Source organism: Streptomyces sp. NPDC005784, assembly GCF_042871525.1.
In the GTDB taxonomy this organism is placed as follows: Bacteria; Actinomycetota; Actinomycetes; order Streptomycetales; family Streptomycetaceae; genus Streptomyces.
The window spans coordinates 374400-400901 of the sequence record NZ_JBIAIQ010000005.1; the positions used below are offsets into that span (position 1 = coordinate 374400).

Consider the following 26502-nt stretch of genomic DNA (forward strand, 5'->3'; position numbering starts at 1 on the left):
GTGCTGAACGATCTCGACGAACGCATCGTGCACGCCCTCGCCGAGGACGCCCGTCGCTCCTACGCGGACATCGGGCAACTGGTCGGCCTGTCCGCGCCCGCCGTGAAGCGGCGGGTCGACAGGCTGCGGGCCACCGGGGCCATCACCGGGTTCACCGTGCGGGTGGACCCGGCGGCGCTCGGCTGGGAGACCGAGGGCTTCGTCGAGATCTACTGCCGGCGGAACACCTCGCCGGAGACCATCCAGCGCGGTCTGGAGCGCTATCAGGAAGTCGTGGCCGCCTCCACCGTCACCGGGGAGGCGGACGCGCTGGTGCAGGTCTTCGCCTCGGACATGCGGCACTTCGAGCGGGTGCTCGAACGGATCGCGGGGGAGCCGTTCGTGGAGCGGACGAAGTCCGTTCTCGTGCTTTCGCCGCTGCTGCGGAGGTTTTCCTCGGGGTCGCCTACGTAGTCGGCGCCCCCATAAGGGCTGGTGCGCCCCAGGGGGTGGGGGTCCTGCCTCTGCGCGGCTGCGGGATTGTTGCGGCTGGGCGCGCAGTTCCCCGCGCCCCCGACGGGCGCTCCCGCGCCCGGAGCGGACCGCTACTCCGCCGTTTTTCTTGCCAGGGCGTTGTTGCCTATCGAGTTGTGGACGCTGAAGCTCACCGCGTCCGAGCGGTAGCGGTCGTCGGACCATTCCACCGGGCGGCCCTCGCGGGTGGTGGTGACGCGGCGGACGCGCAGCAGGGGGCTGGTGCGGCGGACTCCTAGGAGGTCCGCGTCCTGGGCGCCCGCCGCGACGGCGTCGATGACGTGCTCGCCGTACGCGAAGACCAGGCCGGTGTCCTCGAAGAGCCGCTGGGTGACGGAGGGGCACTCGGGCTCGATCGACGCCACGGCGGCGGAGATCCAGTCCGCGTACACCGTGCGCTCCAGCAGGACCGGCTCGCCGTCCAGGCCGCGGACCCGCAACACGTGCAACACCGGTTCCTTCTCCCGGAGTTGGAGACGGACGGCGTCCTCCGCCGTCGCCGGGCGGTACTCCTGCGACACCACGTGTCCCGTCGCCTCGCGCCCCATCGCGCGCGCCCACTGGGCAAAGCTGCGCAGCTCGGCGAAGCTCTGGCTGCGGCGGCCGGCGAGGACCACGCGGCGGGCGCCCTGGCGCGACCCGATGAGCCCCTCGGCGGTCAGGGCCGCGACGGCCTGGCGGACCGTGCCGCGCGAGACTCCGTAGTGGGCCGCGAGGTCGGTCTCCGCCGGCAGCAGACTGCCCACGGTGTACTCCTCGCGGTCGATCGCCCGCCGCAGCTCCTCGGCGATCTCCTCGTGTCGCGCCGCCATTCTTCCCCTCTGATTCGACCACTGTGTACAGCCTGATCAGCCTAATCGACATCGGACCGTGATCCGTGTCGGCCGGGATTGTGCAGGGAATAGGGGGTCACGGTTTCACCAAAGTTTACGAACAAGACACCATCGGCGGGCCTACTGGGGCCAACTTGTTCAGACAAGTTCTCCGTACCACCCCACCCTCGTGCGTCACCCTGGAGAGACCGTGACCGTGTTCCTGCCGAGGACCGCCCTCCTCACCGGCGGCCTCGCCGTCGCCGCAGCCCTCACCCTGAGCGCCTGCGGCGCCGCTCCCGACGACAAGGCGACCACCGCCGACGGCAAGAGCGCGGCCACCGCGACCTCCGCCGCGGACTTCGGCGGTCTCGACGCCCTGGTCAAGGCGGCCAAGAAGGAGGGCACGCTGCACGCGATCGCCCTTCCCCGCGACTGGGCCAACTACGGCGCCCTCATCGACGGCTTCACCAAGAAGTACGGCATCAAGATCGACGTCGAGAGCCCGGACGGCACCAGCCAGGACGAGATCAACGCCGTCACCTCGCGCAAGGGCCAGGACCGCGCCCCCGACGTCCTCGACCTCGGCAGCTCCTTCGCACTGAGCGCGGCCCAGCAGGGGCTGCTCGCCCCGTACAAGGTGACCGCCTTCGGTGACCTCCCCGAGGGGCAGAAGGACGCGGCCGGCCGCTGGTTCAACGACTACGGCGGCTACATATCCATCGGCTGCGACGCCAAGAAGGTCAAGGAGTGCCCGACGACCTTCAAGGACCTGCTCAAGCCGCAGTACAAGGGCCAGGTCGCGCTCAACGGCAACCCCACCAAGTCCGGTTCGGCCTTCGGCGGCGTGTACGCGGCCTCGCTGGCGAGCGGCGGCTCCTTCGACGACATCCAGCCCGGCCTCGACTTCTTCGCCAAGCTGAAGAAGAACGGCAACTACACGCCCGTCGAGTCGACCCCGGCCACCGTCGAGAAGGGCGAGACGCCCATCAGCATCGACTGGGACTACCTGAACGCCGGTTACGCCGACGAGTTCAAGTCCAAGGGCGTCGACTGGAAGGTCGCCATCCCCTCCGACGGCCAGTACGCCCAGTACTACTCCCAGGCCGTCAACAAGGACGCCCCGCACCCGGCGGCCGCCCGACTGTGGCAGGAGTACCTCTACAGCGCCGAGGGCCAGAACCTCTGGCTCAAGGGGTACGCCCGCCCGGTCCTGATGCCCGCGATGGAGAAGGCCGGCACGCTCGACAAGACCGCCGCCGCGAAGCTCCCCGCGGTCACCGGTACCCCGAGCTTCCCGACCGAGGACCAGCAGAGCAAGGCCAAGACCGTGCTCGGCCAGGGCTGGGGCAAGGCCGTCTCCGGATGACCACCGCTATCACCGAGGCCCCGGCCGACGTGGCGCCCGCCGCTGCCCACCAGCAGCGGCGGCGCCGCCGCGCCACCGGCCGGCTCGCCGTCCTCCCGCTGCTCGTCTTCGTGGCGATCTCCTTCGGCGTCCCCGCGCTCGCCATGCTCAACGGCGCTTTCACGGTCAAGGACCAGACCACCGGCGCCAGTTCGTACACCACGGCCAACCTGACCGGCTCGTTCCAGGGCGCGTACCTGACCGCACTGATCGGCAGTGTCAAGCTGTCCGCCGTCTCCGCGGGCCTCGCGACCGTCCTCGGACTGCCGCTCGCCCAGGCCGTGGTCACCTCCCGCTTCCGCGCGCTGCGCGAGGCCGTGCTCACCGCCTCCGGGGTCCTCGCCAACTTCGGCGGCGTCCCGCTGGCCTTCGCCTTCGTCGCCACCCTCGGCAACTCCGGTGTACTGACACGGCACTTGAGCCTCACCGACAAGGGCTGGAACCTCTACAGCTTCTGGGGCCTGGTCGTCGTCTACCTGTACTTCCTGATCCCGCTCATGGTCCTCACCATCACGCCCGCCCTCGACGGCCTGCGCTCCCAGTGGCGCGAGGCGGCGCAGAACAACGGCGCCACCTCCGTCCAGTACTGGCGGCACGTGGCGCTGCCCGTCCTCGCGCCCTCGCTCCTCGGCGGACTCGTGCTCCTCTTCGGCAGCGCCTTCGCCGCGTACGCCACCGCCGCCGCCATGGTGGGCAGCGCGGTGCCGCTGGTCACCCTGCAGATCGCCGACGCCATCTCCGGCAACGTGCTGGTCGGCCAGGAGAACGTGGCGCTCGCCCTCAGCCTCGACATGGTCCTCATCGCGGGCCTGGTCATGGCCGTGTACCTGCCCCTGCAACGACGGAGCGCGCGATGGCTCGCCTGAACCTGTGGCGCTGGGTGGTCCTCGCCCTCGCCGCGCTGTACTTCCTGGTGCCCATGGCCGCGTCCGTGATCTTCACGGTCGATGTGCCGGGGCAGGGCGTCACGTTCGACGCCTACAGCCAGATCGTGTCCGCCGACGGATTCGTCTCCAGCCTGCTGCTCTCGCTGGAACTCGCCGTCGCGACCATCGTCGTGGTGCTGCTCCTGATGGTGCCCGCCACGGTCGCGCTGCGGCTCGGCTCGCCCCGGCTGCGGCCGGTCGTCGAGGTGGTGTGCTCACTGCCGCTGGTCGTCCCGCCGATCGCGTTCGTCGCCGGGATCGCCACCGTCCTGAAGTGGGGGCCCGACCACCTTTCACGCACCCCGCTGTTCCAGACCTTCGTGGCGATCCAGGACCCGGGCTTCCCGGTCGTCCTCGTCCTCGCGTACGTCGTGATGGCGCTGCCGTTCGTGTACCGGGCCCTGGACGCGGGACTGCGCGCCGTCGACGTGCGCACTCTCGTCGAGGCGGCCCGCAGCTGCGGCGCGAGCCGGCCGCAGGCGCTCCTGCGCGCGGTGCTGCCCAATCTGCGCGGCGCGCTGCTCAACGCCTCCTTCCTCACCCTGGCCCTGGTGCTCGGCGAGTTCACGGTCGCGCGCCTGCTCGGCTACCAGCCCTTCGCCGTGTGGATCTACAACGTCGGCGGCTCGCAGGCCCAGATGTCCGTCGCCGTCTCCGTGCTCAGCCTGTTCCTCACCTGGGCCCTGCTCCTCGCGCTCGCCGTCTTCGGCGGCCGCTCCCGTACCGCTTCCGCCTCCCGGGGATGAACCATGACAGTCGCCACGCTCGACAAGGCCGCCACCGTCGAATTCCGGGGGCTCCGGCGGGAGTTCGGCCCGACCGTCGCCCTCGACGGCCTGGACCTCACCGTCCGTCCCGGTGAACTCCTCGCCCTGCTCGGCCCCTCCGGCTGCGGCAAGACCACCGCGCTGCGGATGCTCGCCGGATTCGAACATCCCGATTCCGGTGAGGTGCTGGTCGACGGCGAGGACATCACCCGGGTTCCGGCACACCGCCGCGACGCCGGGATGGTCTTCCAGTCGTACAGCCTCTTCCCGCATCTGAGCGCCCTGGACAACGTGGCCTTCGGACTGCGGATGCGCAAGGTGCGTACGGCCGAACGGCGCTCCCGCGCGGCCGAGTTGCTCGATCTCGTGGGCCTCGGGGACAAGGGTGAGCGGTTCCCGCACGAGCTCTCCGGCGGCCAGCAGCAGCGCGTCGCGCTGGCCCGCGCGCTCGCCCTGCGGCCCCGCGTCCTGCTGCTGGACGAGCCGCTGTCCGCGCTGGACGCCAAGGTGCGGCTCTCGCTGCGCGAGGAGATCCGCCGGCTCCAGCTGGAACTCGGCATCACCACCCTGTTCGTGACCCACGACCAGGAAGAGGCGTTGTCGATGGCGGACCGGGTCGCGGTGATGCGGGCCGGCCGGCTCGAACAGTGCGCTTCGCCCGCCGAGTTGTACGGGCGTCCCGCCACCGCCTTCGTCGCCGAGTTCGTGGGCACGATGAGCCGGATTCCGGGGACCCTCGACGGCGACAGGGTCGAAGTCCTCGGCCGACGGTTGCCGGTGGACGGGGACGCGCCCGCCGCGGGGGAGGTGGATGTACTGGTACGGCCCGAGGCGGTTCGGGTGAGCGCCGACGACGCGGGGGACGCCAGGGTCGTGGCCACCGCGTTCCTCGGCGCGGCCACCCGCGTGACCGCGCGGCTCGCCGACGGCACCGAGGTCAAGGCCGACCTGCCCACGCACGAGGCCGCGACGCTGACCTCGGGCGCTGCCGTGACCGTCACCCTCCCGGACCGTCCGGTCCTGGTCGCCGAGCGCACGAGCTGAGGAGCGACCGGCACCGCCCGCCCGAGGTCGCCGAGCAGCCCGCCCCGCGCGGGGGGCGGGGCGGGCTGCTCGGGTACTGCGGCGGGCGTGGGGCGAGCCTCGGGTACCGCGGCGGGGCGGCGGCCGAGGGCGCGGCATGCGAGGACCGGCGCCGGTGTCCGTGAGGAGGGTGCCGTCGCGACCCACGCCGAGGGCGGAACCCGCATCACGCGACTTCGGCCCACTCCGTGGGCGGTCCCCGCATTACACGGCGTTGGGCTTGGCGTCGGTGCCGATGCCGATGCCGGTGCCGGGCCCCGCGCGACGGTCGGACGCGTCGGGCACGGCACGGGGCGCCGTACTCCGGAAGGTCCCCGAAACGGTCGGCGGGGCGTGCGGCCCGGCAGCCCGCGGTGCCGCTGGGTCCGGGCAGGCGGCGTTCCGGGGGCCGTGCCCGCGTGCCACGCCGTCAGGTCGGCATCGAACGGTCGGGGCTGCCCCGCCCGGCAGCCCTGCGGAACTCCGGTCCCGCACCGCCCGCGGCGACCCCGGCCTGCGGACCACATCCGACCCTGACCACCCCGCCGACCCGCTCAGTCCCCCACTCAGCCCCCCACTCACCCCCACCGAAGAAAGAGAACACCGTGACCCACCGCACCACCGCCCGACTTCCTCTCCAGGCCGTTCTGTTCGACATGGACGGCACGCTCGTGGACACCGAGCGGCTGTGGTGGGAGGCGGTGGAGCAGGTGGCCGACGGGTTCGGGCATGTGCTGACGGGGGCCGACCAGCCGCAGGTGCTCGGGCGGCCCGTCGAGTACACCGCCGCCTGGCTGGCCGGGGTCACCGGCGCACCGGGGGAGGGGATCGCCGCCGAGCTGCACCAGCAGTTCGCGGACCGGGTCCGTACGGGCATCGTGCCCCGCCCCGGGGCGAGGGAACTGCTCGACGCGCTCGCCCGCGAAGGCGTGCCCACCGCCCTGGTGACCGCCTCCCCGCGGGCGGTCGCCGACACGGTCCTGGAGGCGCTCGGCGCCGAACGCTTCGCCGTCTCCGTCACCGCCGACGACACCGAACGCACCAAGCCCGCCCCCGACCCCTACCTCGCCGCCTGCCGCGCTCTCGGCGTCGACCCCGCCGCCTGCGTCGCGGTCGAGGACACCCAGACCGGTGTCACCTCCGCCGAGTCGGCGGGCTGCGCCGTCCTCGCCGTGCCCTCGCTCGCGCCGATCGCGCCCGCGGCCGGCCGTACCGTGCTCGGCAGCCTGGAGGGCGTGTCCCCGGCCCGGCTGCGCGCCATGGTCGCCCCGGGCGAGCTGCGGGTGATGAGCTGGAACCTCTGGTTCGGCGGCACCAAGGTGGACGGGTACCGCGAGAAGCAGCTCAAGGTCATCGCCGAGACGGGCGCGGACGTGGTCGGCCTCCAGGAGACGTACGGGAACGCGGCTCGGGAACTCGCCGACGCCCTCGGCTGGCACCATCACCGGGCGGGCGACAACCTCGGCGTCATCAGCCGCCACCCGATCGTCGCCGGGCTCGGCGACCCGGACGTCGGTTTCTACGGGGGGACCGGCGTCCGGATCGAACTGGACGGCGGGCAGCGGGTGGACGTCTGGAGCGTCCACCTCGACTGCGCGCCGTACGGCCCGTACGAGGCTCGCTTCGACGGACTTCCGACGGCCGAACTGATCGCGCACGAGAGCGGGCGGCTCGCCCGGATGCGGGAGATCCTGCGGCGGATCGCCGACACCTCCGAGGCGTCCGTTCCGGTCGTCCTGACCGGCGACTTCAACGTGCCCTCGCACCTGGACTGGCCGGATGTCGCCTGGCCGGTGACGCGGGCCGCCGAGGAGGCGGGCCTGCGCGACTCCTACCGCGAGGCCCACCCCGACCCGGTACGGGATCCCGGACACACCTGGTCGCCCGTCCACGCCGAGCACGAGGACGGCAGCGGGCGCCCCGAACCGCAGGACCGGATCGACTTCGTCCTGCACCGGGGCCTGACCGTTCTCGACTCCCGCACCCTGGTCAGCGGCACCCCGCGTCCCTGGCCCGAGGTCGCGGGCAACGACTGGCCCTCCGACCACGCGGCGGTCGTCACCGTCTTCGCCGTGCCCGGAGAATGACGAGAAGGACCGGGAGGTGGCGTGCCGTAAGAGTTGAACGGTGAGTCAGTCCGGACCATTGCGGTCCGGGCTCGCCATCCACTAGTTTGAGCCGCGATCGCTACCCGCGAGTAACACCCGATGGGTTACCGACCGTCACCCGGCCACCCGACCGTCCTGTCGTCCTGGGGAGACCATGCGCTGGCCCTTCGGTCGTCCGTCCACGGTCCGTTCGCGGATCGTGGCCCTCTCGATCGCTCCGGTGATCGCCCTCATGACACTGTGGAGTTTCGCCATGGTGTCCGTCACCGGCGAACTGCGCGCGCTCGTCCGCCTCCAGGGTGTCTACAACACCTTCGGCACGCCGGTCGACACGGCGATCGGCCAGATCCAGATCGAACGGCGCCTCGCCGCCGCGTACTTGGGCGCGGCGAACGGGACGAAGGCGGGCGCCGACCTGCTGGCCCAGGAACGCCGTACCGACCGCGCCGTGACCGCGCTGCGCACGGTGGTGCGGAACGGGGACCGAAGCCGGCTCTCCGGCCATCAGCGGCAGGCGGTCGACGCCATGCTCCACTCCGCCGACGGGCTGGAAGGGCTGCGCGGCCGGGTGCTGTCCCGCTCCGTCACCTGGGACCGGGCCGTGGCCGAATACAGCGCCCTGGTGGAACCGGGCTTCGACGTCGAGTCCGCGCTCACGGCGCTCCAGGCGGGACAACTGGCCCGTGAGGCACAGGTCGTCGTAGAGCTGGTACGGGTGCGGGAGTTCGTGTCGCGCGAGGACGCGCTCGTCGCCGGTGCACGGGCCGCCGGAACGCTCACCGACCGCCAGTACGACACCCTCACCGCGACCATCGAGGACCGCCGGGTCTTCGAGCGGACCTACGTGCCCGACCTGCCGGCCGACTCACGCGCCCTTTTCGAGGCCTTCCAGCGCGAGGACCTGCACAAGGAGCTGACCCGGGACGAGGACGCCCTGCTGCGGGCAGGCGCGCAGCGCGCGGGCGAGGCCGTCGCGGCCGGCTCCTGGCGCACCACCACCGACCGTGCCGTCAAGCGGTACATGCGGCTGTGCACCCGGTCGGCGATCAACTCCGCCGCGCGCGGACGGTCGTTCGCCTACCAGGAGCTGGGCAAGGCCGCCATCGTCGGCGTGCTCGGACTGGCCGCCGTGGGACTGTCCCTGTGGTTCGCGGTGCGCGGCGCCCGGCGCATCTCGCGCCGCCTGGAGTCGCTGAGGGATGCCGCCGACCTGTTGACCAACCGTCAGCTTCCGCACGTCATGGAGCGGTTGAGCGCCGGTGACGAGGTCGACGCCGCCGCCGAGGCGCCGCCCCTGGCCGACGTGGAGGCGGTGGTCGACGAGATCGGTCAGGTCGGCCGGTCCTTCAACACCGCCCGGCTCGCCGCCGTCGAGGCCGCCGTCAAGCAAGCCACCCTGCGCCGCGGGCTGTTCGCGGTGCTCCTGAACATCGCCCGCCGCAACCAGGCGCTGGTGCACCGCCAGCTCAAACTCGTCGACACGCTGGAGCGGCGCACCGACGACCCGGACATCCTGGACGACCTGTTCCGGATCGATCACCTCACCACGCGCATGCGGCGCCACGCGGAGAGTCTGATCATCCTCTCCGGCTCGGCCCCGGGCCGCCGTTGGCGGCGGCCGGTGCCCGTCGCGGAGGTGGTGTCCTCCGCGGTGAGCGAGATCGAGCACTACACCCGTGTGGTGGTCCCCCCGATGCCCGAGGTGGGCGTCGCGGCGGACGCCGTCGCCGACGTCGTCCATCTGATCGCCGAACTCGTCGAGAACGCCACCGTGTTCTCGCCGCCCCGCACCCAGGTCACCCTGCGCACCGGGCGGGCCGGGAGCGGGTTCGTCCTGGAGATCGACGACCGGGGTCTCGGTCTCGCGCCCGAACAGATCGAGGAGGCCCAGCGCACCCTCACCACGCCGGACGACTTCGACCCGACCCGGCACGACCGGCTCGGCCTGTACGTGGTGGGCCGGCTCGCCGCACGGCACGGCATCAAGGTCACGCTGTGCCGCTCCCCGTACGGCGGCACGACGGCGGTGGTGCTGTTGCCGGAGGCGGTTCTCGCGCCGGTGGAATCGGCGCGCTCGGCGGTCGGGGCGGATTCGGCCCCGGTGGGGCTCCCCTCACGGACGGGCACCGTGGTCCTCCCGGAGCAGCGCAAGACGCGGCGGGAGGAGGCCGGCCCCGTGTCGCAGGACACTTCGGTCCCGGCCCCGCCCGAGCTGCCCACCCGGGTCCGCCAGCGGGCCCTCGCCCCCGAGCTGCGCACCGCGGCTCCAGTGGCAGACGAGACGCCGGAGCGCGAGGTCACTCCGGAGGAGATGCGCGCGGTCTTCGGGGCCTTCCAGCGCGGCCTCGACCGCGGCCGCAAGGGCCTGCCCACGCAGCCGGGCACCAGCGGGTCCGGCGCCGCGCGGCCCGGCCCCGCGCAGCGAACCGACACCGAGGAAGGGACGGACGCCGACGATGCGCCCTGACCAGCTCCCAGAGCACCCTGCCCAGACCCTTGAGGGCCGGCACCCGGAACCGGCGGGTGCCTCCGAGTCCGGGGGCGACTCCGACCGGCCCGGCACCGATCTCGGGTGGCTGCTCGACGACCTGGTTGCCAGGACCGACCATGTCCGCCAGGCCGTGCTCCTAACTGCCGACGGACTGCCGCTGAGCTGCTCGGAGGGCATGGGTAGACGGGACATCGAACACCTCGCCGCCGTCTGCTCCGGCTTCCACAGCCTCGCCCGTTCGGCGGGCGAACGCTTCGCCGCGGGCGGGGTGCGCCAGACCATGGTGATGCTCGACGACGCCTACCTCTTCATCACCCCGGCGGGTGACGGGAGCCGGCTGGCCGTGCTCAGCGAGGTCCAGACGGACGTCGGACAGCTCGCCCATGAGATGGAACTGCTCGTCCGCCGCGTCGGCCGCCACATGGCCGCCGCCGTACGTTCGGCGGCTGACCCCGCGGGCCACTGATCCGCCCGTGACCGACGATCACTGGTACGAGGACGAGACCGGGCCGATGGTGCGGCCCTACACCGTCACCGGGGGCCGGACCCGGCCCTCGGACCGGCACGTCATCGATCTGATGTCGCAGGTCACGGTCCTGGAGACGGAGGCCGGGCAGCCCGGTGTCGATCATGCCGCGGCGGCCCTGCTCGACCTGGCCCGCCGCGCACCCCGGCCGGTCGTCGAGCTCGCCGCGGACGCCGACCTGCCGCTGACCGTCGTACGCGTCCTGCTCGGCGATCTGGCCGAGGCCGGTCTGCTGCGCATCGACGAGCCGTACCGGCCGCCGCCCGGCGGTCCGGCGGCCGACCCTGAACTGCTGCGCGAGATCGTGGAGCGGCTGCGCGAGCTGTGAGCGCCCGTCTGGGGGCCGGATGCGAGGTCGGGCCGCCGGGGGGCGGACCGTCCGGGGGGCTGGATGCGGGGTCGGGCCGCCCGGAGGGCTGGACGCGGGAGTCGGAACGCCCGGACCGCCGGCCGCCGGATCGCCGGCCACCGGAGGCCGGGCCACCGGCTACCGGCCGCCGGCCACCCGCCACCGGCCGCCGGATCGCCGGCCGCCGACCACCGGACGACCGGACGCCGGACGACCGGACGCCTGACCACCGGCTACCGGCCGCCGGACCACCGGCCACCGGACCGCCGGCCACCAGCCTCCGGCCACCGGACCACCGGCTACCGGCCGCCGGCTATCGGACGCCGGACGCCGGACCGCCGGCCACCGGACCGCCGGCCACCGGCTACCGGCCGCCGGCTATCGGACGCCGGACCGCCGGACGCCGGACGCCGGACCGCCGGCCACCGGACCGCCGGCCACCGGACCGCCGGCCACCGGCCGCCGAACCACCGGCCGCCGAACCACCGGCCGCCGAACCACCGGACGCCGGACCACCAGCCTCCGGACCACCAGCCTCCGGACGCCGGACGGGACCGGCTGGAATTCCCACGTGTCGCCCTGTCTCCGGTCCGAGTCCGGGCCGCCCCCGTACCTCCCCGGTCCGATTCCGGTTCGTCTTCGTGTCCTCCCCGGTCGGTCTCCGAGTCGTCTCCGCGACCTCTCCGTCCCGGGGCGCGAAACCAGTCTGTGACCTGCGTCTCCAGGGGGTCGGGGCCAAGACCGGGGTGCGCGGCGAGGTGCGCAACGAATCGCCGCCGGGGGCAGGGCGCACGCAATGAATCGTTCGGTGGCGCGCAACGGGTCCTTCTTGTCCCCCCGAGCCGCCCGACCGTACCGTCTATCGAGCCCCCGAATCCCCCTCGTACCGGTGGAGAACCCGCATGCGCACAGCCCTGCTCCAGAGCTCCGGCCGCCCCGGCTCGATCGTCGAGAACCTCAAGGTGCTCGACGAGGCCGCGAGCCGTGCCGCCGCGGCGGGCGCCGGGCTGATCGTGACGCCGGAGATGTTCCTGACCGGCTACGCCATCGGTGACGACATCGCGCGCCTCGCCGAGCCCGCGGACGGCGACTCCGCCGACGCGGTGGCGGAGATCGCCACCCGGCACGGCGTGGCCGTCGCCTACGGCTACCCCGAACGCGAGGCCGGACGAGGCGAGGGCGAGCACTCCACGGCCGACGCCGGGGCGAGGGTCTTCAACTCCGCGCAGCTGATCTCCGCCGACGGCACCCGGCTCGCGAACTACCGCAAGACCCACCTCTTCGGCTGCTTCGAGCACGACCACTTCACGCCCGGCGACCAGCCCGTCGTGCAGGCGGAACTGAACGGCCTCCGGGTCGGCCTCATGATCTGCTACGACGTCGAGTTCCCGGAGAACGTCCGCGCGCACGCCCTGGCCGGCACCGACCTGCTGCTCGTGCCGACAGCGCAGATGCACCCGTTCCAGTTCGTCGCCGAATCCGTCGTCCCGGTGCGCGCCTTCGAGAACCAGATGTACGTGGCCTACGTCAACCGCACCGGGCCTGAAGGGGAGTTCGAGTTCGTCGGACTGTCCACGCTGGCCTCGCCCGACGGAGTCGCCCGGGCCCGTGCGGGCCGCGGCGAGGAACTGGTCCTGGCGGACGCCGACCCCGTCCTCCTCGCGGCCTCACGCGAGACGAACCCGTATCTGAAGGACCGTCGCCCCGGTCTCTACGGGTCCCTCATCTGATCTTCGGCCCGGTCCGACAAGCCTCCCCCTCACCAGTTTTCGCGCAAGGAGTCCGTACCCCATGACGTCCACCGTGCCCACCGCCGTCCAGCACGCAGACGTGCAGCAGCCGCCGATCACCATGTTCGGCCCGGACTTCCCCTACGCCTACGACGACTTCCTCGCGCACCCCGCGGGCCTCGGGCAGATACCCGCGACCGAGCACGGCACCGAGGTCGCCGTCATCGGCGGCGGACTCTCCGGCATCGTGGCCGCGTACGAGCTGATGAAGATGGGCCTCAAGCCCGTCGTGTACGAGGCCGACGAGATCGGCGGCCGGCTGCGCACGGTCGGCTTCGAGGGCTGCGACCCCTCGCTCACCGCCGAGATGGGCGCGATGCGCTTCCCGCCGTCCTCCACCGCCCTCCAGCACTACATCGATCTGGTGGACCTCGAGACCCGGCCGTTCCCCAACCCCCTCGCGGAGTCCACGCCGTCCACGGTCGTCGACCTCAAGGGCGAGTCGCACTACGCGACCTCCGTCGACGACCTGCCGCAGGTCTACCGCGACGTGATGAACGCCTGGAACGCCTGTCTCGAGGACGGCGCCGACTTCTCCGACATGAACCAGGCCATGCGGGAGCGCGATGTGCCGCGCATCCGGGAGATCTGGTCGAAGCTGGTCGAGAAGCTCGACAACCAGACCTTCTACGGCTTCCTCTGCGAGTCGGAGTCCTTCAAGTCCTTCCGGCACCGCGAGATCTTCGGCCAGGTCGGCTTCGGCACCGGCGGCTGGGACACCGACTTCCCGAACTCCATCCTGGAGATCCTGCGCGTCGTCTACACCGAGGCCGACGACCACCACCGCGGCATCGTCGGCGGCTCCCAGCAGCTTCCGCTGCGCCTGTGGGAGCGCGAGCCGGAGAAGATCGTCCACTGGGCGTACGGCACCTCGCTGTCGACACTGCACGACGGCGCCCCGCGTCCTGCCGTGACCCGGCTGAACCGCACCGCGGGCAACGGCATCACGGTGACGGACGCGAACGGCGACATCCGTACGTTCAAGGCGGCGATCTTCACCGCCCAGTCCTGGATGCTGCTCTCCAAGGTCGCCTGCGACGACTCGCTCTTCCCGATCGACCACTGGACGGCGATCGAGCGCACCCACTACATGGAGAGCTCCAAGCTCTTCGTGCCCGTCGACCGGCCGTTCTGGCTGGACAAGGACGAGGAGACGGGCCGTGACGTCATGTCGATGACGCTCACCGACCGTATGACGCGAGGCACCTACCTCCTCGACGAGGGCCCGGACAAGCCCGCCGTCATCTGCCTCTCGTACACGTGGTGCGACGACAGCCTGAAGTGGCTGCCGCTCTCCGCCGGCGAGCGGATGGAGGTCATGCTGAAGTCGCTCGGCGAGATCTACCCGAAGGTCGACATCCGCAAGCACATCATCGGCAACCCGGTGACCGTGTCCTGGGAGAACGAGCCCTACTTCATGGGCGCGTTCAAGGCCAACCTGCCGGGTCACTACCGCTACCAGCGCCGCCTGTTCACGCACTTCATGCAGGAGGCGCTGCCCGAGGACAAGCGGGGCATCTTCCTCGCGGGCGACGACATCTCCTGGACGGCCGGCTGGGCCGAGGGCGCCGTCCAGACCGCGCTGAACGCGGTCTGGGGCGTCATGCACCAGCTCGGCGGGACGACCGACCCGACCAACCCCGGGCCCGGCGACGTCTACGACGAGATCGCACCGGTGGAACTGCCCGAGGACTGACCCTTCCCCGCGGGGCGCGCGGCGGGCGGGTCAGACCCCGGCCGCCCGCGCCGCCTCGTACACCTCGGCGGCCACGTCCTTCAGTTCCTGGGCGTCCCGCACCGAGCTCTGCAGGTCGAAGAAGATCTCGCCGAGGCCGAGCTCGGCGTGGGCGACCAGGTCCTCGACGATCTGGTCGACGCTGCCCTGGAAGGGCTGGCGGTTCGCACCCTCGTACCCCTTCGCCGTGTACTGCGGGTTGGTGCGCAGCACGGTCCGCAGTGGCTCCGTGCGGCCGCGCTCGGCTGCCAGGTCCTGCAACTGGGTCCACTGCGCCGCCAGTTGCTCGACGCCCATGCCGATCGGCATCCACCCGTCGGCGTGGTCGACGAGCCGGCGCCGCGCCTTTTGGGTGTTGGCGGCCAGCAGGATCGGGATCGGCCGGGCGGGCTTGGGGCCGACCGCGGCCGACGCGATCTTCGTGAGCGTGCCGTCGTAGACCACCGGGTCGGGACCCCACACCGCGCGGCACACCCCGATCACCTCGTCGAGGGCCTGGCCGCGCTCCTCGAAGGGCCGCGGGGAGGCCGCCGCGTACTCGTCGAGCGACCAGCCCGAGCCGAAGCCCGCGACGACCCGGCCGCCGCTCGCCGCGTCGAGCGAGGCGAGGGCCTTGGCGAGCTGGAAAGGCACGTGCAGCGGGGCCACCAGGACGCTGGTGCCGAGCTCGGCGCGCTCGGTGGCCGCGGCCGCGAGAGTCAGGGTGACCAAGGGGTCGGCGACGCCGCGGTACCCCTCCGGCCAGGCCAGTCCCTCGATGCCGTACAGACCCTGCGTCGGGGGATCCGGGAACAGGGCTCGCTCGAAGACCCACAGGCTCTCGTACCCGATGGCCTCCGCGGCGCGTGCCACGTCGGGCACGTCCCGTCCGAGGTCGTACTGCTTCATCTGCGGGAGGGTGAGGCCGAGTCGCGTCGTCATACCTGTGTGCTCCTTCGCATCAGGGAGTGCCGACCGTTCAACGTACAGTGATCCGCGCCGAGTTCCGGTGAGGACCGCGCCGCGTGGCCGGATCAGTCCGGCAGGGGAGTGAGCAGCATCCGGCCGGCCAGGCCCACCGCCGCGTCGAGGCGCTCGCCGAACTCCTCGGCCAGGTCGGGGAGTCCGCGCAGCGCCCACAGGGCCCGCGCCGCCGCCCAGGTGGCCTCGCGCGCCCGCTCCAGACTCCAGGAGCCGAGCAGATGGGTGAGCGGATCGGCGATCTGGAACAGGTCGGGGCCCGGCATCAGCTCTTCGCGGATGCGCTCCTCCAGCGAGACGAGGAGATCGCCCACACGGTCGAACTCGTCCTCCAGGTCCGTCGGTTCGCACGCGAGGGTACGACAGGTGTCCACCACGGCGAGCGCCAGATCGTGCCCGATGTGCGCGTTGATGCCCGCGATCGCGAACTGCAGCGGACGTACCCCCGGATGGCGGCGGAAGCGCAGCAGCGGCCGCCAGCAGGCGGGCACCCGGCCCTCCTCGGCCACCGCCAGATAGCGCTCCGCGAACCGTACGTCCAGCGTGATCGCGGCCCGGCGGTCCGGGAATACCCCGGCGTCCAGATGCCGGTCGAACTCCTCGGTGACGGTGAGGTAGACGCGGTTGAACACCGCGAGACCGTCGCGCTCGGGGAGCCTCGCGTCCAGGGCGCGCATACGGGAGACGACCGTGTCAACGGAAGTGGTGAACTGTGCCGACTGCGCCATGGGGGCAGCGTCCCAGTCCTAGGGTGGCCGACGTGCCGCCGGGCCGACGGCTTCCCCAGAACGGGGGAACGCGGTCGTGGCGGGAGTGGGGGGAACAGTACGTGTCAGGCTTACGTGCCCAGCGGCCGGCCCAGCGCGGGACCGGGCCCGGCCGGTCCGCCGCACGCGGTGTCATGGTCACCGTGGCCTCGGTCGTGGTGGCGGTCGGCACCGTGACGGGGACGGTGTCCGCGCTCGACGATGGGCACCGCGCGGAGGACGCGAAACCGCTGGTCACCCACTCGTCCGCGCTGGGCACGCCGTCGGCTGTGCCGATGCCCTCGCTCAGCTCCGCCGCGCCGTCCCCGTCGAGGCAGGCCTCCCCGGAACCGGCTCCCGAACCCTCGCCGACCGCGCGGAGGCCGCGGACTCCGGCAGCCCCGGCCCTCCTCTACCGCCATTCCGACTCCCAGGTACGCGACTGGCTCGACACCCACCCCGGTGACGCCCGGCGCGCGGTCATCGAGTCCCGGATCGCCGACCGCCCGGCCGCCGTGTGGTTCGCGGACTTCACGCCGGCCACCATCACCGCGCGGGTCGGGGCCGTGACATCGGCCGCCGCCGCGCAGGGCCGGGTGCCCGTCCTCGTGCCCTACGCCATCCCGCGGCGCGACTGCGGCGGCGCCTCGGAGGGCGGGGCGTCCGACCTCGCCGCCTACGACGGCTGGATCGACGGGATCGCGGCAGGGCTCGGTTCGGGCGAGGTCGTCGTCGTCCTGGAGCCCGACTCGGTCGCCCAGTCCGACTGCCTCACCGAGGGCGGGCGGGCCGGCCGCTTCGCCTCCCTGGCCCGCGCGGGACGCGTCCTGAAGGCGGCGAACCCCAGGGCCCGGGTCTACTACGACGCGGGCAACTCCGACTGGAACCCGGCCGCCGCACAGGCCGCGCTGCTCCGCCGGGCGGGCGCGGCCTCACCCGCCTCGTCCGACGGCATCTTCACCAACGTCTCCAACTTCAACCGGACGACTGACGAGATCGCCTACGCCCGGCGCGTGCTGTCCGCGCTGGGCGGGCCCGCGGGATTCGGCGCGGTCATCGACACCAGCCGCAACGGCAACGGCCCCGCCGCCGGCGGCGCGTGGTGCGATCCGCCGGGCCGCAGGATCGGACAGGCACCGACCCTGAGCACCGGGGAGGCGGGGATCGACGCCTACCTGTGGGTGAAGCCGCCGGGTGAGTCGGACGGCTGCCGGGGCACAGCGGGCACCTTCTCGGCGGAATACGCCTATGAGCTGGCAGGCTGATCCCCGGGATCGTCGTACGCCGACGTCCCCGAGTCGAGGAGCGGCTCCTGCTTGAGGTGGGCCGGGGCCATCGCCCGCAGCGCGTGGTAGCCGGTGATCACGACGACGGTGCCCAGCGCGATGCCGTTCAGCGAGAAGTTGTCGGTGAACTTCAGGGTGACCCCGCCGATGCCGATGATGATGCCCGCGGCGGCCGGCACCAGGTTCAGCGGATTGCGCAGGTCCACCCCGGCGTTGAGCCAGATCTGGGCGCCGAGCAGCCCGATCATGCCGTACAGGATGACGGTGATGCCGCCGAGGACGCCGCCCGGGATCGCCGCGACCACGGCGCCGAACTTGGGGCACACGCCGAAGAGCAGGGCGAAGCCGGCGGCGGCCCAATAGGCGGCCGTGGAGTAGACCCGGGTCGCGGCCATCACGCCGATGTTCTCGGAGTACGTGGTGTTGGGCGGGCCGCCGACCGCGGTGGAGAGCATGGAGGCGGCGCCGTCCGCGGAGATCGCGGTGCCCAGCTTGTCGTCCAGCGGGTCGCCGGTCATCTCGCCGACGGCCTTGACGTGCCCGGCGTTCTCGGCGACCAGCGCGATGACGACCGGCAGCGCGACGAGGACCGCCGACCACTGGAAGGAGGGTCCGTGGAAGGACGGCAGCCCGATCCAGTCGGCGTTCTCGACCCCGGAGAGGTTCAGGCGCCAGTGGTCGGTGACCTTGCCGCTCGCGTCCACCGAGTGGATCCGGCCGAAGATCCGGTCGAAGGTCCAGGAGATGACATAGCCGAAGACCAGTCCGAGGAAGATCGCGATGCGTGACCAGAAGCCGCGCAGGCACACCACGGCCGCGCCGGTGACCAGCATGGTGAGCAGGGCCGTCCACTCGTCCTGCGGCCAGTAGGTGGACGCGGTCACCGGCGCCAGGTTGAAGCCGATCAGCATGACGACCGCGCCGGTCACGATCGGCGGCATCGCGGCGTGGATGATCCTCGCCCCGAACCGCTGGACGGCGAGCCCCACCAGGAACAGCACGACGCCGACCACGAAGCACGCGCCGGTCACCGTCGCGCTGGTCCCGCCCTGTGCACGGATCACGGCGGCGACGCCCACGAAGGAGAGCGAACAGCCCAGGTAACTGGGCACGCGGCCGCGGGTGGCGAGCAGGAAGATGACCGTCGCGACACCGGACATCATGATCGCGAGGTTGGGGTCGAGACCCATCAGGACGGGTGCCACGAAGGACGCCCCGAACATGGCCACCACGTGCTGGGCGCCGAGCCCGAAGGTCCGGGGCCAGGAGAGGCGTTCATCGGGGCGGACGACCGCTCCCGGGGCGGGAGTCCGCCCGTCGCCGTGCAATTTCCAGCGCACGCCGAGGTCCATGGTGAGGATTCGCTTTCTCTGTACGTGAATCGGTCCGGACCATAGTCAGGGCCAACCAGCGGCCTCTACGCTCGCACGGCCCTACTCGTGAACATCGTTCATATGTCTGATCGGAGTGTTCCGTGAGTGCACGATCCAGACTGGGCGTGGTGGTCGCCGCGGCCACCGTCGCCCTCGCGTCCGTCGTCGTCCCCTCGGCGTCCGCCCGTACGGCGTCCGTGGTCACCGCCTCCACGTCCGCTCGTACCGAGTCCGTGGACGTCCACTCGGCGTCCGCTCGCTCCGCGCCCGGAATCCCGAGGACCGCGGTCCTCGACGGCGGCCGGCTCCGGCGGACCCGCATCCGCCTGGACCACGGCGACCGCCGACTCGCCCACTCGCTGCGGGCGTTGACGGCCCGCGCCGACAACTGGCTGGACCAGGGCCCCTGGACGGTCGTCGACAAGCCGAAACCCGCCCCCGGCGGCGATGTGCACGACTACCTCAGCCAAGCCCCGTACTGGTGGCCCTCGCAGCCCGCCACCGCCGACAACCCCTGGGGCTGTCCGTACGTCCAGCGCGACGGACAGCGCAACCCCGAGGTGGACACCGGTACCGACCGACAGGACGTCGAGAAGGTCTTCGACTCGACGTACGATCTCGCGCTCGCCTGGTACTACACCGGCAGGAAGCAGTACGCCGAGAAGGCCTCCCGGATCCTGCGCACCTGGTTCCTGGACCCGGCCACGAGGATGAACCCGAACCTCGACCACGGCCAGTTCATCCCCTGCAAGTACGACGGCCGGGCCATCGGCATCATCGACTTCTCACAGTCCTACACGAGCGTCCTCGACGCGATCGCCGTCCTGGACACCGGCGCCCCCGGCTGGTCCCGGCACGACCGGGCCGCGATGCTCGACTGGAACACCGGCTTCCGCGACTGGCTGACGGACAGCGCCTTCGGCAAGGAGGAGGGCGCCGCCCGGAACAACCACGGCACGTTCTACGACATGCAGCTCGCCGCCCTCGCGTACGCGACCGGTGACCAGGCCCTCGCCCGGCGGACCGTGCTCGACGCGCGCGCCCTGCGGATCGACCCGCAGATCGCCGCCGACGGCACTCAGCCCCAGGAGCTGGCCCGCACCCGCAGTTGGCACTACTCGACCTTCGACCTGGTCGCCTACACCCGGCTCGCGGCCATCGGCCGCCATGTCGGCGTGGACCTCTGGTCCTATCAAGGGCCGGACGGTCAGAGCCTGTTCAAGGCGGTCGACTACCTGTTGCCCGCGGCGACGGGCGCCCAGCCGTGGAACCACCCCGAGCTGGAGTTCCATCGCTTCGCGGCGAGCGATGTGGTGCACGCGGCGGCCGACGCGGGGGACCGGGCCGCGCGGGCCGCCGTGCCGAAGCTCGAAGCGCCGCCCGGTGGCGATCTGTGGGAGCTGCGGCCGGCCGCCGAGCAGCTCGACTCGATCACCGGCTGATCCCGCCCGGACCGGGCTCCTGAGCGTTTGCTTAGGATGGGGCATCATTTTCAGCCAGGCCGCCCCATCCGCACGCCGTACGTCTCAGGAGTCCCGCCCGTGATCGCCGAAGCCCCCGTCGCCCCCGCCCTCCCGTACGGACGGCTGCTGCCCGTCACCGTCCACTTCGACGACCTCGACGCGCTCGGACTGCTGCACAACGCCCGCTACCCGGTCATGGTCGAGCGGGCCTGGACCGCACTGTGGAACGAGAGCGGCTTCGGCTTCGAGGGCGACTGGGAGGCGGCGGGCGACTCGTGCAACGCCGTCAAGGAACTGCGGATCGCCTACGAGGCCCCGGTCAGCCGTCCCGGCGCGTACGCCGTCCACCTCTGGCTGGAAAGGCTCGGGAACACCGGGCTGACGTACGGCTTCCGTTTCTGCTCCCTCGACGGCGCCGTCACCTACGCGCACGGAACCCGTGTGCTCGTCCGGCTCGACGCCGGGACGCTGCGCCCGACGCCGTGGAGCGACCGCTTCAGGGCCGTGGGTCGGGAACTGCTGCGCTCGGGGAACTGACCTTCGGACGGGTGCGGTCGCCCGCGCGCAGCACACCCGCGAGCGCGGTGAGCCCGAACGCCAGGACCGTGACCAGCCCGAACGACACCACCAGGCTCGTCGCCTGCGCAACCGACCCGATCAGGCTGGGCGCGATCAGACCCGAGGTGTACGTGATGGTCGCCACGCCCGCGATGGCCTGACTGGGATTCGGGCCGCTGCGTCCGGCCGCCGCGAAGCAGAGCGGGACGACGACCGCGATACCGAGGCCGAGCAGTGCGAAGCCGCCCATAGCCACCGCCGGCTGCTCGGCGACGACGATCAACAGCCCGCCGAGCACGGCCAGCACACCGCCCGCCCGCACGGTGCGCACGGCGCCGAATCGGTTCACCACCGAGTCGCCGACCAGCCGGGCCACCGCCATGGTCAGCATGAAGCCGGTGGTCGAGGCCGCGGCGAGACCGGCCGAGGTGTCCAGCCGGTCGCGCAGATAGACCGCCGACCAGTCCAGGCTCGCGCCCTCGGCGAAGACCGCGCAGAAGCCGACCGCGCCGATCAGCAGCGCCGACCGGGGCGGCAGCGCGAACCGTGGCGGCGGCTCCTCGTCCTCGGCGGGCTGCAGGTCGAGCACCCAGCGGCAGGCGACCAGACCGACGAGGGTGAGGGTCGCCGCGGCCAGGGCGTGGTGCAGGCGTGCGTCCGAGCCCAGCTGCGCGGCGAGCGTGCCGGCCGCCGCGCCGATCAGGGCGCCGGCGCTCCACATCCCGTGCAGCCCGGACATGATCGACTTGTCGAGCCGGTTCTCGACCTCGACACCCAGCGCGTTCATGGCGACATCCGCCATCCCCGCCGTGGCGCCGTAGACGAACATCGCGAAGCACAGGGTGAGCAGGCTCGGCGCGAGCGACGGCAGGACCAGCGCCACCGTCCACAGGGCCATGAGTCCGCGCAGCGCCGTACGGCTGCCGAAGTGGTGGGTGATCCGGCCGGCCAGCGGCATCGAGCAGGACGCGCCCAGAGCGGTGAAGGCGAGGGCGAAACCGAGCTGCCCGGCACTGACCGACGCATGGTCCTGGATCCACGGCACGCGGGTCGCGAAGGACCCGGTGACGGCTCCGTGCACGGCGAAGACGGCCGCCACGGCGTACCGGGCGCGCTTGACCTCGCGCTGGTCGTAGACCACTTCACTCATGCTCCGGCCCCTCCCCGGGTGATGGTTCCCCATTCCGCCGCCGTAAACTATCAGGAACCCTGCCTGATAGATAGACGACTGTCGGCCGCCCGCCCGCCGGACGGCCCCGCACTTCTGGGAGGATTCCCGGCATGCCCGCATCCCCGAGCACCGCACGGGCCATCAACGACCGGCTCGCCCTGCGGCTGTTGCAGCAGGAAGGCCCCTTGACGGCAGGGCGGCTGAAGCAGCTCACCGGACTGTCCCGGCCGACCGTCGCCGACCTCGTCGAACGCCTCACGGCCTCGGGCCTCATCACGGTCGTCGGGGAATCGGGCGAGCAGCGGCGCGGCCCGAACGCCCGGGTCTACGGGATCGTCGCGGACCGCGCCCACCTGGCCGCGCTGGACGTCCGTACGGAGGGAGTCTCCGTCGTCGTGTCCGACCTGGTCGGTCACGTCCTGGCCGAGGCGTCCGTGCCGATCGGCGGGGACACCGGGACCGGACCGGCGGTGGAGCAGGCGGTCGCGCTGGTCGAGCGGGTGGCGAAGGCGGCGGGGACCCTCGGGGCGACGCCCCCGCGCGAACTCGTCCGGGGGTGGGGCAGGCTGCACACGGTCGGCATCGGCGCGCCCGGCCTGATCGACCCCGCCACCGGCGAACTCCGCGACTCCTCCGGCCTGCCGGCCTGGCACCGGCGGCTGGTCGCCGCTCTCCAGGAACGGCTCCCCGAAGCCCGCGTCCTCGTCGAGAACGAGACCAACCTGGCCGCGCTCGCCGAACAGCGCGACGGCGTCGCCCGCGACCGCGGCACCTTCGTCCTGCTGTGGCTCGGCCACGGCACCGGCGCCGCCGTCGTCCTCGACGGCGCCCTGCGCCGCGGCGCCTCCGGAGGCACCGGGGAGATCGGCTTCCTGCCCGTGCCCGGCACCACGACCCTCCCCTCGGCGACCGACTGCGAGGGCGGCTTCCACTCGCTGGCCGGGTCGGCGGCGGTCGCGGTGCTGGCGGCGGAGCACGGCGTCTCGGCGGAGCCGGACGCCCATGAACCGCACGCCGCGGCGCTGGTGAGACAGGCGGTGGCGGCACCAGGCTCCCCGGAGGCCGCCGGCTTCCTCGACGCCCTCGCCGACCGCCTCGCCATCGGGGCGGCCTCCGTCATCGCCGTACTGGACCCCGGCTGCGTGGTCCTCGGCGGCGAGGTCGGCCAGGCGGGCGGCGCCGCGCTCGCCGCACGGGTCGAACGGCGGCTCGTCCGGATGTCGCCGCTCCCGACCGAGGTGCGGGCGAGCACGCTGGGCGGAGGCGCGGTGCTGCGCGGCGCCCTGCTGACGGCACGCGACGGCGCCCAGGACGAACTGTTCGCTCCGCCGTCGGTGCGGTAGGTCCCGAGGACAGGGGAATCCCGGGGTGGTGTGCCGGGCCGGGGCGGGGGGTCGGCGGTGAGGGGCCGGGGGTGGGGTCCAGGGAGCACGGGTGGCGTACTGGGCCAAGGCGGGGTGGCGGACCGTGGGGTGATGGGGTCCGGGCCGGGGTGTAGGTGACCCGGGGTGGCGTGCCGGGCCGAGGCGGGAGGTCGGCTGACGTGGTGGGGTGACGAGGCCGGGGTCCAGGGATCCCGGGTGGTGTGCCGGGCCGAGGCGGGAGGTCGGCGGACTTGGTGGGGTGACGAGGCCGGGGTCCGGGGGTCCCGGGTGGTGTGCCGGGCCAGCGCGGGGGCGGCGGACTCGGTGGGGGGATGGGCCCGGGCCCCGGGCCAGGGGACCCGGGGCGGTGCAGCGGTCCGGGATCCGGGGAAATCCCGGGTGGCCCGGCGGCCCGGGCTTCCAGCGATCCCCGAGCCGTGGCCGGCGGGCGGTGGCGGGGGCTGCCGAGGCCGGCGGCCAACCGAGGCCACCGGGCGAGTCAGCGTGTGTTCTGGGAGCGCGCCTTCAGGAAGTCCTCGAAGGTCCCCTTCCCCACGGCGCGCCTCGGTGCGAGGTGGTGCCCGTCCCTGAACGCCTGGTAGGCCCGGCCCGCCAGACGTACGTCGAGCAGCGGGCGTCGCTTCCCGGTGGCGCGCAAGTGGGCGGACGCCAGCGAACGGAAACTGCGCACCTGGGGCCCGCCCATGTCCTCGACCCGCCCCGCGGGTGCCCCGGCGGCCAGTTCGGCCAGCCGGTCGGCGACCTCGGCGACCTCGATCGGCTGGTCGGAAACCCCGGCGGGGAGGAGCAGTACGGGCAGCTTGGCGAGCCCGGCGAGGACCTGGGCGACGAGGTTGTGGAACTGAGTGGTGCGCAGGATCGTCCAGCCGAGCCCGGACTCCTCGATGAGCTTCTCCACGGCCCACTTGGTCTTGTAGTAGCCGAACGGGACCCTGTCCACGCCGATGATCGAGATGTAAACCAGATGCGGGACGGCCGCCCGGCGCGCGGCCGCGATCAGCTGCGCGGCCGCCCGCTCGTCGCCTCCTCGTGGCGAGGTCGCGCAGTGCACGATCGCGTCCACCCCCGCGACGGCCGCGTCCAGGCCGCTGCCGCCCTCGCGCAGATCCACGGCGTACGGCTGCGCGTGCCGGCTGAGCACCCGCACCTCGTGGCCGTCCGATCGCAGTCGCTCGGTGACGAGCCGGCCGAGGGTACCGGTGCCGCCGGTCACCAGGATCGTGGTCATGTTTGTTCAGCCCTTTCGACGCCGGACACTCCCGGGTGGAGCGCCCTTCACCGACTGAGACGGGACAGCCCGCGCGGATGTGACAACAACCGGTGCGGGACCACGATCGCAACCGGCGCGCAGCCATGACCGCAGCCCGGTGCCGCCGGACGGCCGCGGGCCCTGTGTGCGCGGCACAGTCGGCCACGGACCCCGCGCGGGCGGCACCGGCGGAACCAGCGTCACCGGCGGAACCGGCGACAGCGGAGCCCGGCGAGGCGTCCGGCCCATCGGCTCTCGCCGCTTCCGCTCACCCCGGGATCCGGGTCTGCGCCAGCTGGCGCCCCACGAACTCCAGTTTGTCGGGGTTCATGACCACCCGCACTTCCGTGAACACACCGTCGCGGGCTTCGAAGGCGACAACGCCGATGACGCCGCTGACACCGGCGACCCCGTCGGCGCCCTCGGGCCCGCGGGCGATCAGCCCGGCACGGCCGTTGACCTCGGTCATCGACAGGCCGACGCCGTCCGCCGAGGCCCGGCCGAGGACACCGGCCAGGAAGCGCAGCACCTTCTCGCGACCCTCGACGGGCCGCAGCGCCGCGGAGACCTTGCCGCCGCCGTCGGACCACCAGACGACCTCCGCCGCGAACAGCCGCTCCAGACCGGTCAGATCGCCCTCGCGGGCGGCGGAGAGGAACGAGGTGACGAGCCGGGCCTGTTGCTCGGGAGGGGCCTCGAAGCGGGCCTTCGGCGCGGCGATCCGTCGTACCGCCCGCCGGTACAGCTGACGGCAGTTGGGCTCGGTCAGTTCCAGGACGTCGGCGATCTCCCGGTGGCCGTACGCGAAGGCCTCCCGCAGCACGTAGACGGCCCGTTCGGTCGGGGTGAGCCGCTCCAGGAGGACCAGCAGGGCGAGGGACACGGCGTCGCGCTGCTCCGCCGACTCCAGGGGGCCGAGGGTGCCGTCCGCGGTGACGACCGGTTCGGGCAGCCAGGGCCCCACGTACCGCTCCCGCCGTGCGCGGGCCGAGGTCAGCCGGTTGAGGCAGAGGTTGGTGACGACCTTGGCGAGCCAGGCGCCGGGCTGCTCGACCTCCGCGCGGTCGGCGCCGCTGAAGCGGAGATAGGCGTCCTGAACGGTGTCCTCGGCCTCGGCGGCGGAACCGAGCATCCGGTACGCGAGCCCGAACAGGCGCGGGCGGTACGTCTCGAACTCGTCGGCCAGGCTCGTCGTCACGCCTCCAGAGTGGCAGAGCCCGGGCGCCCGCGGACGGCGCGGGTGCCCGGGGTCCGCGGGTGCCGGCTGGGGGACCCGGCGGCGGGGCAAGGGCCTTCGTCACCGCCGCCGGGTCGATCGTGGGGGGACCGGCGATGAATGATCACTCAGTCTTGATCGAGGACACTAAGAGGACTAGACCATAGCGTCAATAGGTATGGACCAATTTTGGGGTCGCGTGATACGGCCCAAGGTCGCGCGTCGTGACGGAAGTTGACCGGAGGAACGGTTCCGCGGAAGTCCACGCCGATCTGCTGTGAGCCACCCCACAGGGGTGCCGCCGCATGGTCGTCGGTCGGGCGTGGCACACTGGCTCTGTACCAGAAGCAGCGCACTCCGGGGTCGGTGTAATTCCGAACCGGCGGTTACAGTCCGCGACCCGGTCGCTTCCAGCGGCCGGTTGACCAGGTGAAATTCCTGGACCGACGGTTAAAGTCCGGATGGGAGGCAGTGCGCGGCGGGCGGGCATCTGTGCGCGCTGCCGTTTGTCGCTTCTCGTCCTTCGGGACGAGTGACCTTTCGGCGTCGCTCCCGGTGTGCCGCGGTCCGCTCATTCTGTCGTCATCGACAGCCCCGGAGTCCGTGCC

At 72.4% G+C, this 26502-nt stretch carries 22 protein-coding genes and 1 riboswitch; of the genes, 15 read left to right on the top strand and 7 right to left on the bottom strand.

Annotated features, from left to right (window positions below; translation table 11 throughout):
• A complete protein-coding gene (locus ACFYR3_RS12050; protein WP_351131036.1) occupies positions 1-453 on the top strand; it encodes an Lrp/AsnC family transcriptional regulator in 453 nt (150 codons plus the stop codon).
• Positions 454-584: 131 nt separating this feature from the next.
• Here ACFYR3_RS12050 and ACFYR3_RS12055 read toward each other — a convergent pair whose 3' ends face one another.
• Positions 585-1325: a GntR family transcriptional regulator gene (locus ACFYR3_RS12055; RefSeq protein WP_355839490.1), complete on the bottom strand. Its 741-nt coding sequence runs from the start codon at positions 1323-1325 to the stop codon at positions 585-587.
• 211 nt (positions 1326-1536) lie between these two features.
• On the opposite strand from ACFYR3_RS12055, the gene ACFYR3_RS12060 reads away from it, so the two are divergent.
• The 10 genes from ACFYR3_RS12060 (at position 1537) to ACFYR3_RS12105 (ending at position 14448) form a co-directional block, all read left to right on the top strand.
• A complete protein-coding gene (locus tag ACFYR3_RS12060; RefSeq protein ID WP_355839488.1) occupies positions 1537-2694 on the top strand; it encodes an extracellular solute-binding protein in 1158 nt (385 codons plus the stop codon).
• Positions 2691-3599: an ABC transporter permease subunit gene (locus ACFYR3_RS12065; protein ID WP_356783113.1), complete on the top strand. Its 909-nt coding sequence runs from the start codon at positions 2691-2693 to the stop codon at positions 3597-3599. The genes ACFYR3_RS12060 and ACFYR3_RS12065 overlap by 4 nt, the downstream gene beginning before the upstream one ends.
• Positions 3587-4405: an ABC transporter permease subunit gene (locus ACFYR3_RS12070; protein ID WP_355839484.1), complete on the top strand. Its 819-nt coding sequence runs from the start codon at positions 3587-3589 to the stop codon at positions 4403-4405. Before ACFYR3_RS12065 ends, ACFYR3_RS12070 begins: the two co-directional genes overlap by 13 nt.
• A gap of 3 nt (positions 4406-4408) precedes the next feature.
• Positions 4409-5470, top strand: coding sequence for an ABC transporter ATP-binding protein (locus ACFYR3_RS12075; protein ID WP_389282638.1), 1062 nt, complete (start codon positions 4409-4411; stop codon positions 5468-5470).
• A gap of 623 nt (positions 5471-6093) precedes the next feature.
• On the top strand, positions 6094-7575 hold the full coding sequence (locus ACFYR3_RS12080) for an HAD-IA family hydrolase (protein WP_389282640.1): 1482 nt from the start codon (positions 6094-6096) through the stop codon (positions 7573-7575).
• Between the two features lie 175 nt (positions 7576-7750).
• The gene (locus ACFYR3_RS12085) at positions 7751-10063 is read left to right on the top strand and encodes a nitrate- and nitrite sensing domain-containing protein (protein WP_389282642.1); all 2313 of its coding nucleotides are present in this window, start codon (positions 7751-7753) and stop codon (positions 10061-10063) included.
• On the top strand, positions 10053-10553 hold the full coding sequence (locus tag ACFYR3_RS12090; protein ID WP_355839476.1) for a roadblock/LC7 domain-containing protein: 501 nt from the start codon (positions 10053-10055) through the stop codon (positions 10551-10553). Before ACFYR3_RS12085 ends, ACFYR3_RS12090 begins: the two co-directional genes overlap by 11 nt.
• A gap of 7 nt (positions 10554-10560) precedes the next feature.
• Positions 10561-10941, top strand: a complete 381-nt coding sequence (locus tag ACFYR3_RS12095) for a DUF742 domain-containing protein (protein WP_389282644.1) — start codon at positions 10561-10563, stop codon at positions 10939-10941.
• Positions 10942-11864: 923 nt separating this feature from the next.
• Positions 11865-12692, top strand: coding sequence for a carbon-nitrogen hydrolase family protein (locus ACFYR3_RS12100; protein ID WP_389282646.1), 828 nt, complete (start codon positions 11865-11867; stop codon positions 12690-12692).
• A gap of 61 nt (positions 12693-12753) precedes the next feature.
• The gene (locus ACFYR3_RS12105; RefSeq protein ID WP_355839472.1) at positions 12754-14448 is read left to right on the top strand and encodes an NAD(P)/FAD-dependent oxidoreductase; all 1695 of its coding nucleotides are present in this window, start codon (positions 12754-12756) and stop codon (positions 14446-14448) included.
• 30 nt (positions 14449-14478) lie between these two features.
• On the opposite strand, the gene ACFYR3_RS12110 is transcribed toward ACFYR3_RS12105, so the two are convergent.
• Both ACFYR3_RS12110 and ACFYR3_RS12115 read right to left on the bottom strand, forming a co-directional pair.
• A complete protein-coding gene (locus ACFYR3_RS12110; protein ID WP_356783120.1) occupies positions 14479-15408 on the bottom strand; it encodes an LLM class F420-dependent oxidoreductase in 930 nt (309 codons plus the stop codon).
• Between the two features lie 92 nt (positions 15409-15500).
• A complete protein-coding gene (locus tag ACFYR3_RS12115) occupies positions 15501-16175 on the bottom strand; it encodes a DUF5995 family protein (RefSeq protein WP_389282648.1) in 675 nt (224 codons plus the stop codon).
• 173 nt (positions 16176-16348) lie between these two features.
• Here ACFYR3_RS12115 and ACFYR3_RS12120 point away from each other — a divergent pair, with 173 nt between their 5' ends.
• Positions 16349-17458: a glycoside hydrolase family 6 protein gene (locus ACFYR3_RS12120; RefSeq protein WP_355839983.1), complete on the top strand. Its 1110-nt coding sequence runs from the start codon at positions 16349-16351 to the stop codon at positions 17456-17458.
• Here ACFYR3_RS12120 and ACFYR3_RS12125 read toward each other — a convergent pair.
• A complete protein-coding gene (locus ACFYR3_RS12125) occupies positions 17440-18831 on the bottom strand; it encodes a uracil-xanthine permease family protein (protein ID WP_389282650.1) in 1392 nt (463 codons plus the stop codon). The two genes, ACFYR3_RS12120 and ACFYR3_RS12125, sit on opposite strands and share 19 nt — an antisense overlap.
• A gap of 254 nt (positions 18832-19085) precedes the next feature.
• On the opposite strand from ACFYR3_RS12125, the gene ACFYR3_RS12130 reads away from it, so the two are divergent.
• Both ACFYR3_RS12130 and ACFYR3_RS12135 read left to right on the top strand, forming a co-directional pair.
• On the top strand, positions 19086-20294 hold the full coding sequence (locus ACFYR3_RS12130) for an alginate lyase family protein (protein ID WP_389282721.1): 1209 nt from the start codon (positions 19086-19088) through the stop codon (positions 20292-20294).
• Positions 20295-20393: 99 nt separating this feature from the next.
• Positions 20394-20852, top strand: coding sequence for an acyl-CoA thioesterase (locus ACFYR3_RS12135; RefSeq protein ID WP_389282652.1), 459 nt, complete (start codon positions 20394-20396; stop codon positions 20850-20852).
• Here ACFYR3_RS12135 and ACFYR3_RS12140 read toward each other — a convergent pair.
• Positions 20812-22023 carry an MFS transporter gene (locus tag ACFYR3_RS12140; protein ID WP_389282654.1) on the bottom strand — a complete coding sequence of 404 codons (1212 nt, stop codon included), beginning with the start codon at positions 22021-22023 and terminating at the stop codon, positions 20812-20814. The genes ACFYR3_RS12135 and ACFYR3_RS12140 overlap by 41 nt on opposite strands.
• A 131-nt stretch (positions 22024-22154) precedes the next feature.
• Between ACFYR3_RS12140 and ACFYR3_RS12145 the strand changes: the two genes are divergently transcribed.
• The gene (locus ACFYR3_RS12145) at positions 22155-23387 is read left to right on the top strand and encodes an ROK family transcriptional regulator (protein ID WP_389282656.1); all 1233 of its coding nucleotides are present in this window, start codon (positions 22155-22157) and stop codon (positions 23385-23387) included.
• 520 nt (positions 23388-23907) lie between these two features.
• On the opposite strand, the gene ACFYR3_RS12150 is transcribed toward ACFYR3_RS12145, so the two are convergent.
• Positions 23908-24657 carry an SDR family oxidoreductase gene (locus ACFYR3_RS12150; protein ID WP_389282658.1) on the bottom strand — a complete coding sequence of 250 codons (750 nt, stop codon included), beginning with the start codon at positions 24655-24657 and terminating at the stop codon, positions 23908-23910.
• 289 nt (positions 24658-24946) lie between these two features.
• A complete protein-coding gene (locus ACFYR3_RS12155) occupies positions 24947-25876 on the bottom strand; it encodes an RNA polymerase sigma-70 factor (protein WP_389282660.1) in 930 nt (309 codons plus the stop codon).
• 366 nt (positions 25877-26242) lie between these two features.
• Positions 26243-26373, top strand: a riboswitch (FMN riboswitch).
• Positions 26374-26502: the final 129 nt, after the last annotated feature.

Excerpts from the sequence above, each read along its gene's own strand:
- ACFYR3_RS12100 (WP_389282646.1), top strand. The coding sequence starts at position 11,865 with ATGCGCACAGCCCTGCTCCAGAGCTCCGGCCGCCCCGGCTCGATCGTC.
- ACFYR3_RS12070 (WP_355839484.1), top strand. The coding sequence starts at position 3,587 with ATGGCTCGCCTGAACCTGTGGCGCTGGGTGGTCCTCGCCCTCGCCGCG.
- ACFYR3_RS12075 (WP_389282638.1), top strand. The coding sequence starts at position 4,409 with ATGACAGTCGCCACGCTCGACAAGGCCGCCACCGTCGAATTCCGGGGG.
- ACFYR3_RS12115 (WP_389282648.1), bottom strand. The coding sequence starts at position 16,175 with ATGGCGCAGTCGGCACAGTTCACCACTTCCGTTGACACGGTCGTCTCC.
- ACFYR3_RS12110 (WP_356783120.1), bottom strand. The coding sequence starts at position 15,408 with ATGACGACGCGACTCGGCCTCACCCTCCCGCAGATGAAGCAGTACGAC.
- ACFYR3_RS12105 (WP_355839472.1), top strand. The coding sequence starts at position 12,754 with ATGACGTCCACCGTGCCCACCGCCGTCCAGCACGCAGACGTGCAGCAG.
- ACFYR3_RS12150 (WP_389282658.1), bottom strand. The coding sequence starts at position 24,657 with ATGACCACGATCCTGGTGACCGGCGGCACCGGTACCCTCGGCCGGCTC.
- ACFYR3_RS12085 (WP_389282642.1), top strand. The coding sequence starts at position 7,751 with ATGCGCTGGCCCTTCGGTCGTCCGTCCACGGTCCGTTCGCGGATCGTG.
- ACFYR3_RS12125 (WP_389282650.1), bottom strand. The coding sequence starts at position 18,831 with ATGGACCTCGGCGTGCGCTGGAAATTGCACGGCGACGGGCGGACTCCC.
- ACFYR3_RS12090 (WP_355839476.1), top strand. The coding sequence starts at position 10,053 with ATGCGCCCTGACCAGCTCCCAGAGCACCCTGCCCAGACCCTTGAGGGC.
- ACFYR3_RS12055 (WP_355839490.1), bottom strand. The coding sequence starts at position 1,325 with ATGGCGGCGCGACACGAGGAGATCGCCGAGGAGCTGCGGCGGGCGATC.
- ACFYR3_RS12120 (WP_355839983.1), top strand. The coding sequence starts at position 16,349 with ATGGTCACCGTGGCCTCGGTCGTGGTGGCGGTCGGCACCGTGACGGGG.
- ACFYR3_RS12065 (WP_356783113.1), top strand. The coding sequence starts at position 2,691 with ATGACCACCGCTATCACCGAGGCCCCGGCCGACGTGGCGCCCGCCGCT.
- ACFYR3_RS12145 (WP_389282656.1), top strand. The coding sequence starts at position 22,155 with ATGCCCGCATCCCCGAGCACCGCACGGGCCATCAACGACCGGCTCGCC.
- ACFYR3_RS12140 (WP_389282654.1), bottom strand. The coding sequence starts at position 22,023 with ATGAGTGAAGTGGTCTACGACCAGCGCGAGGTCAAGCGCGCCCGGTAC.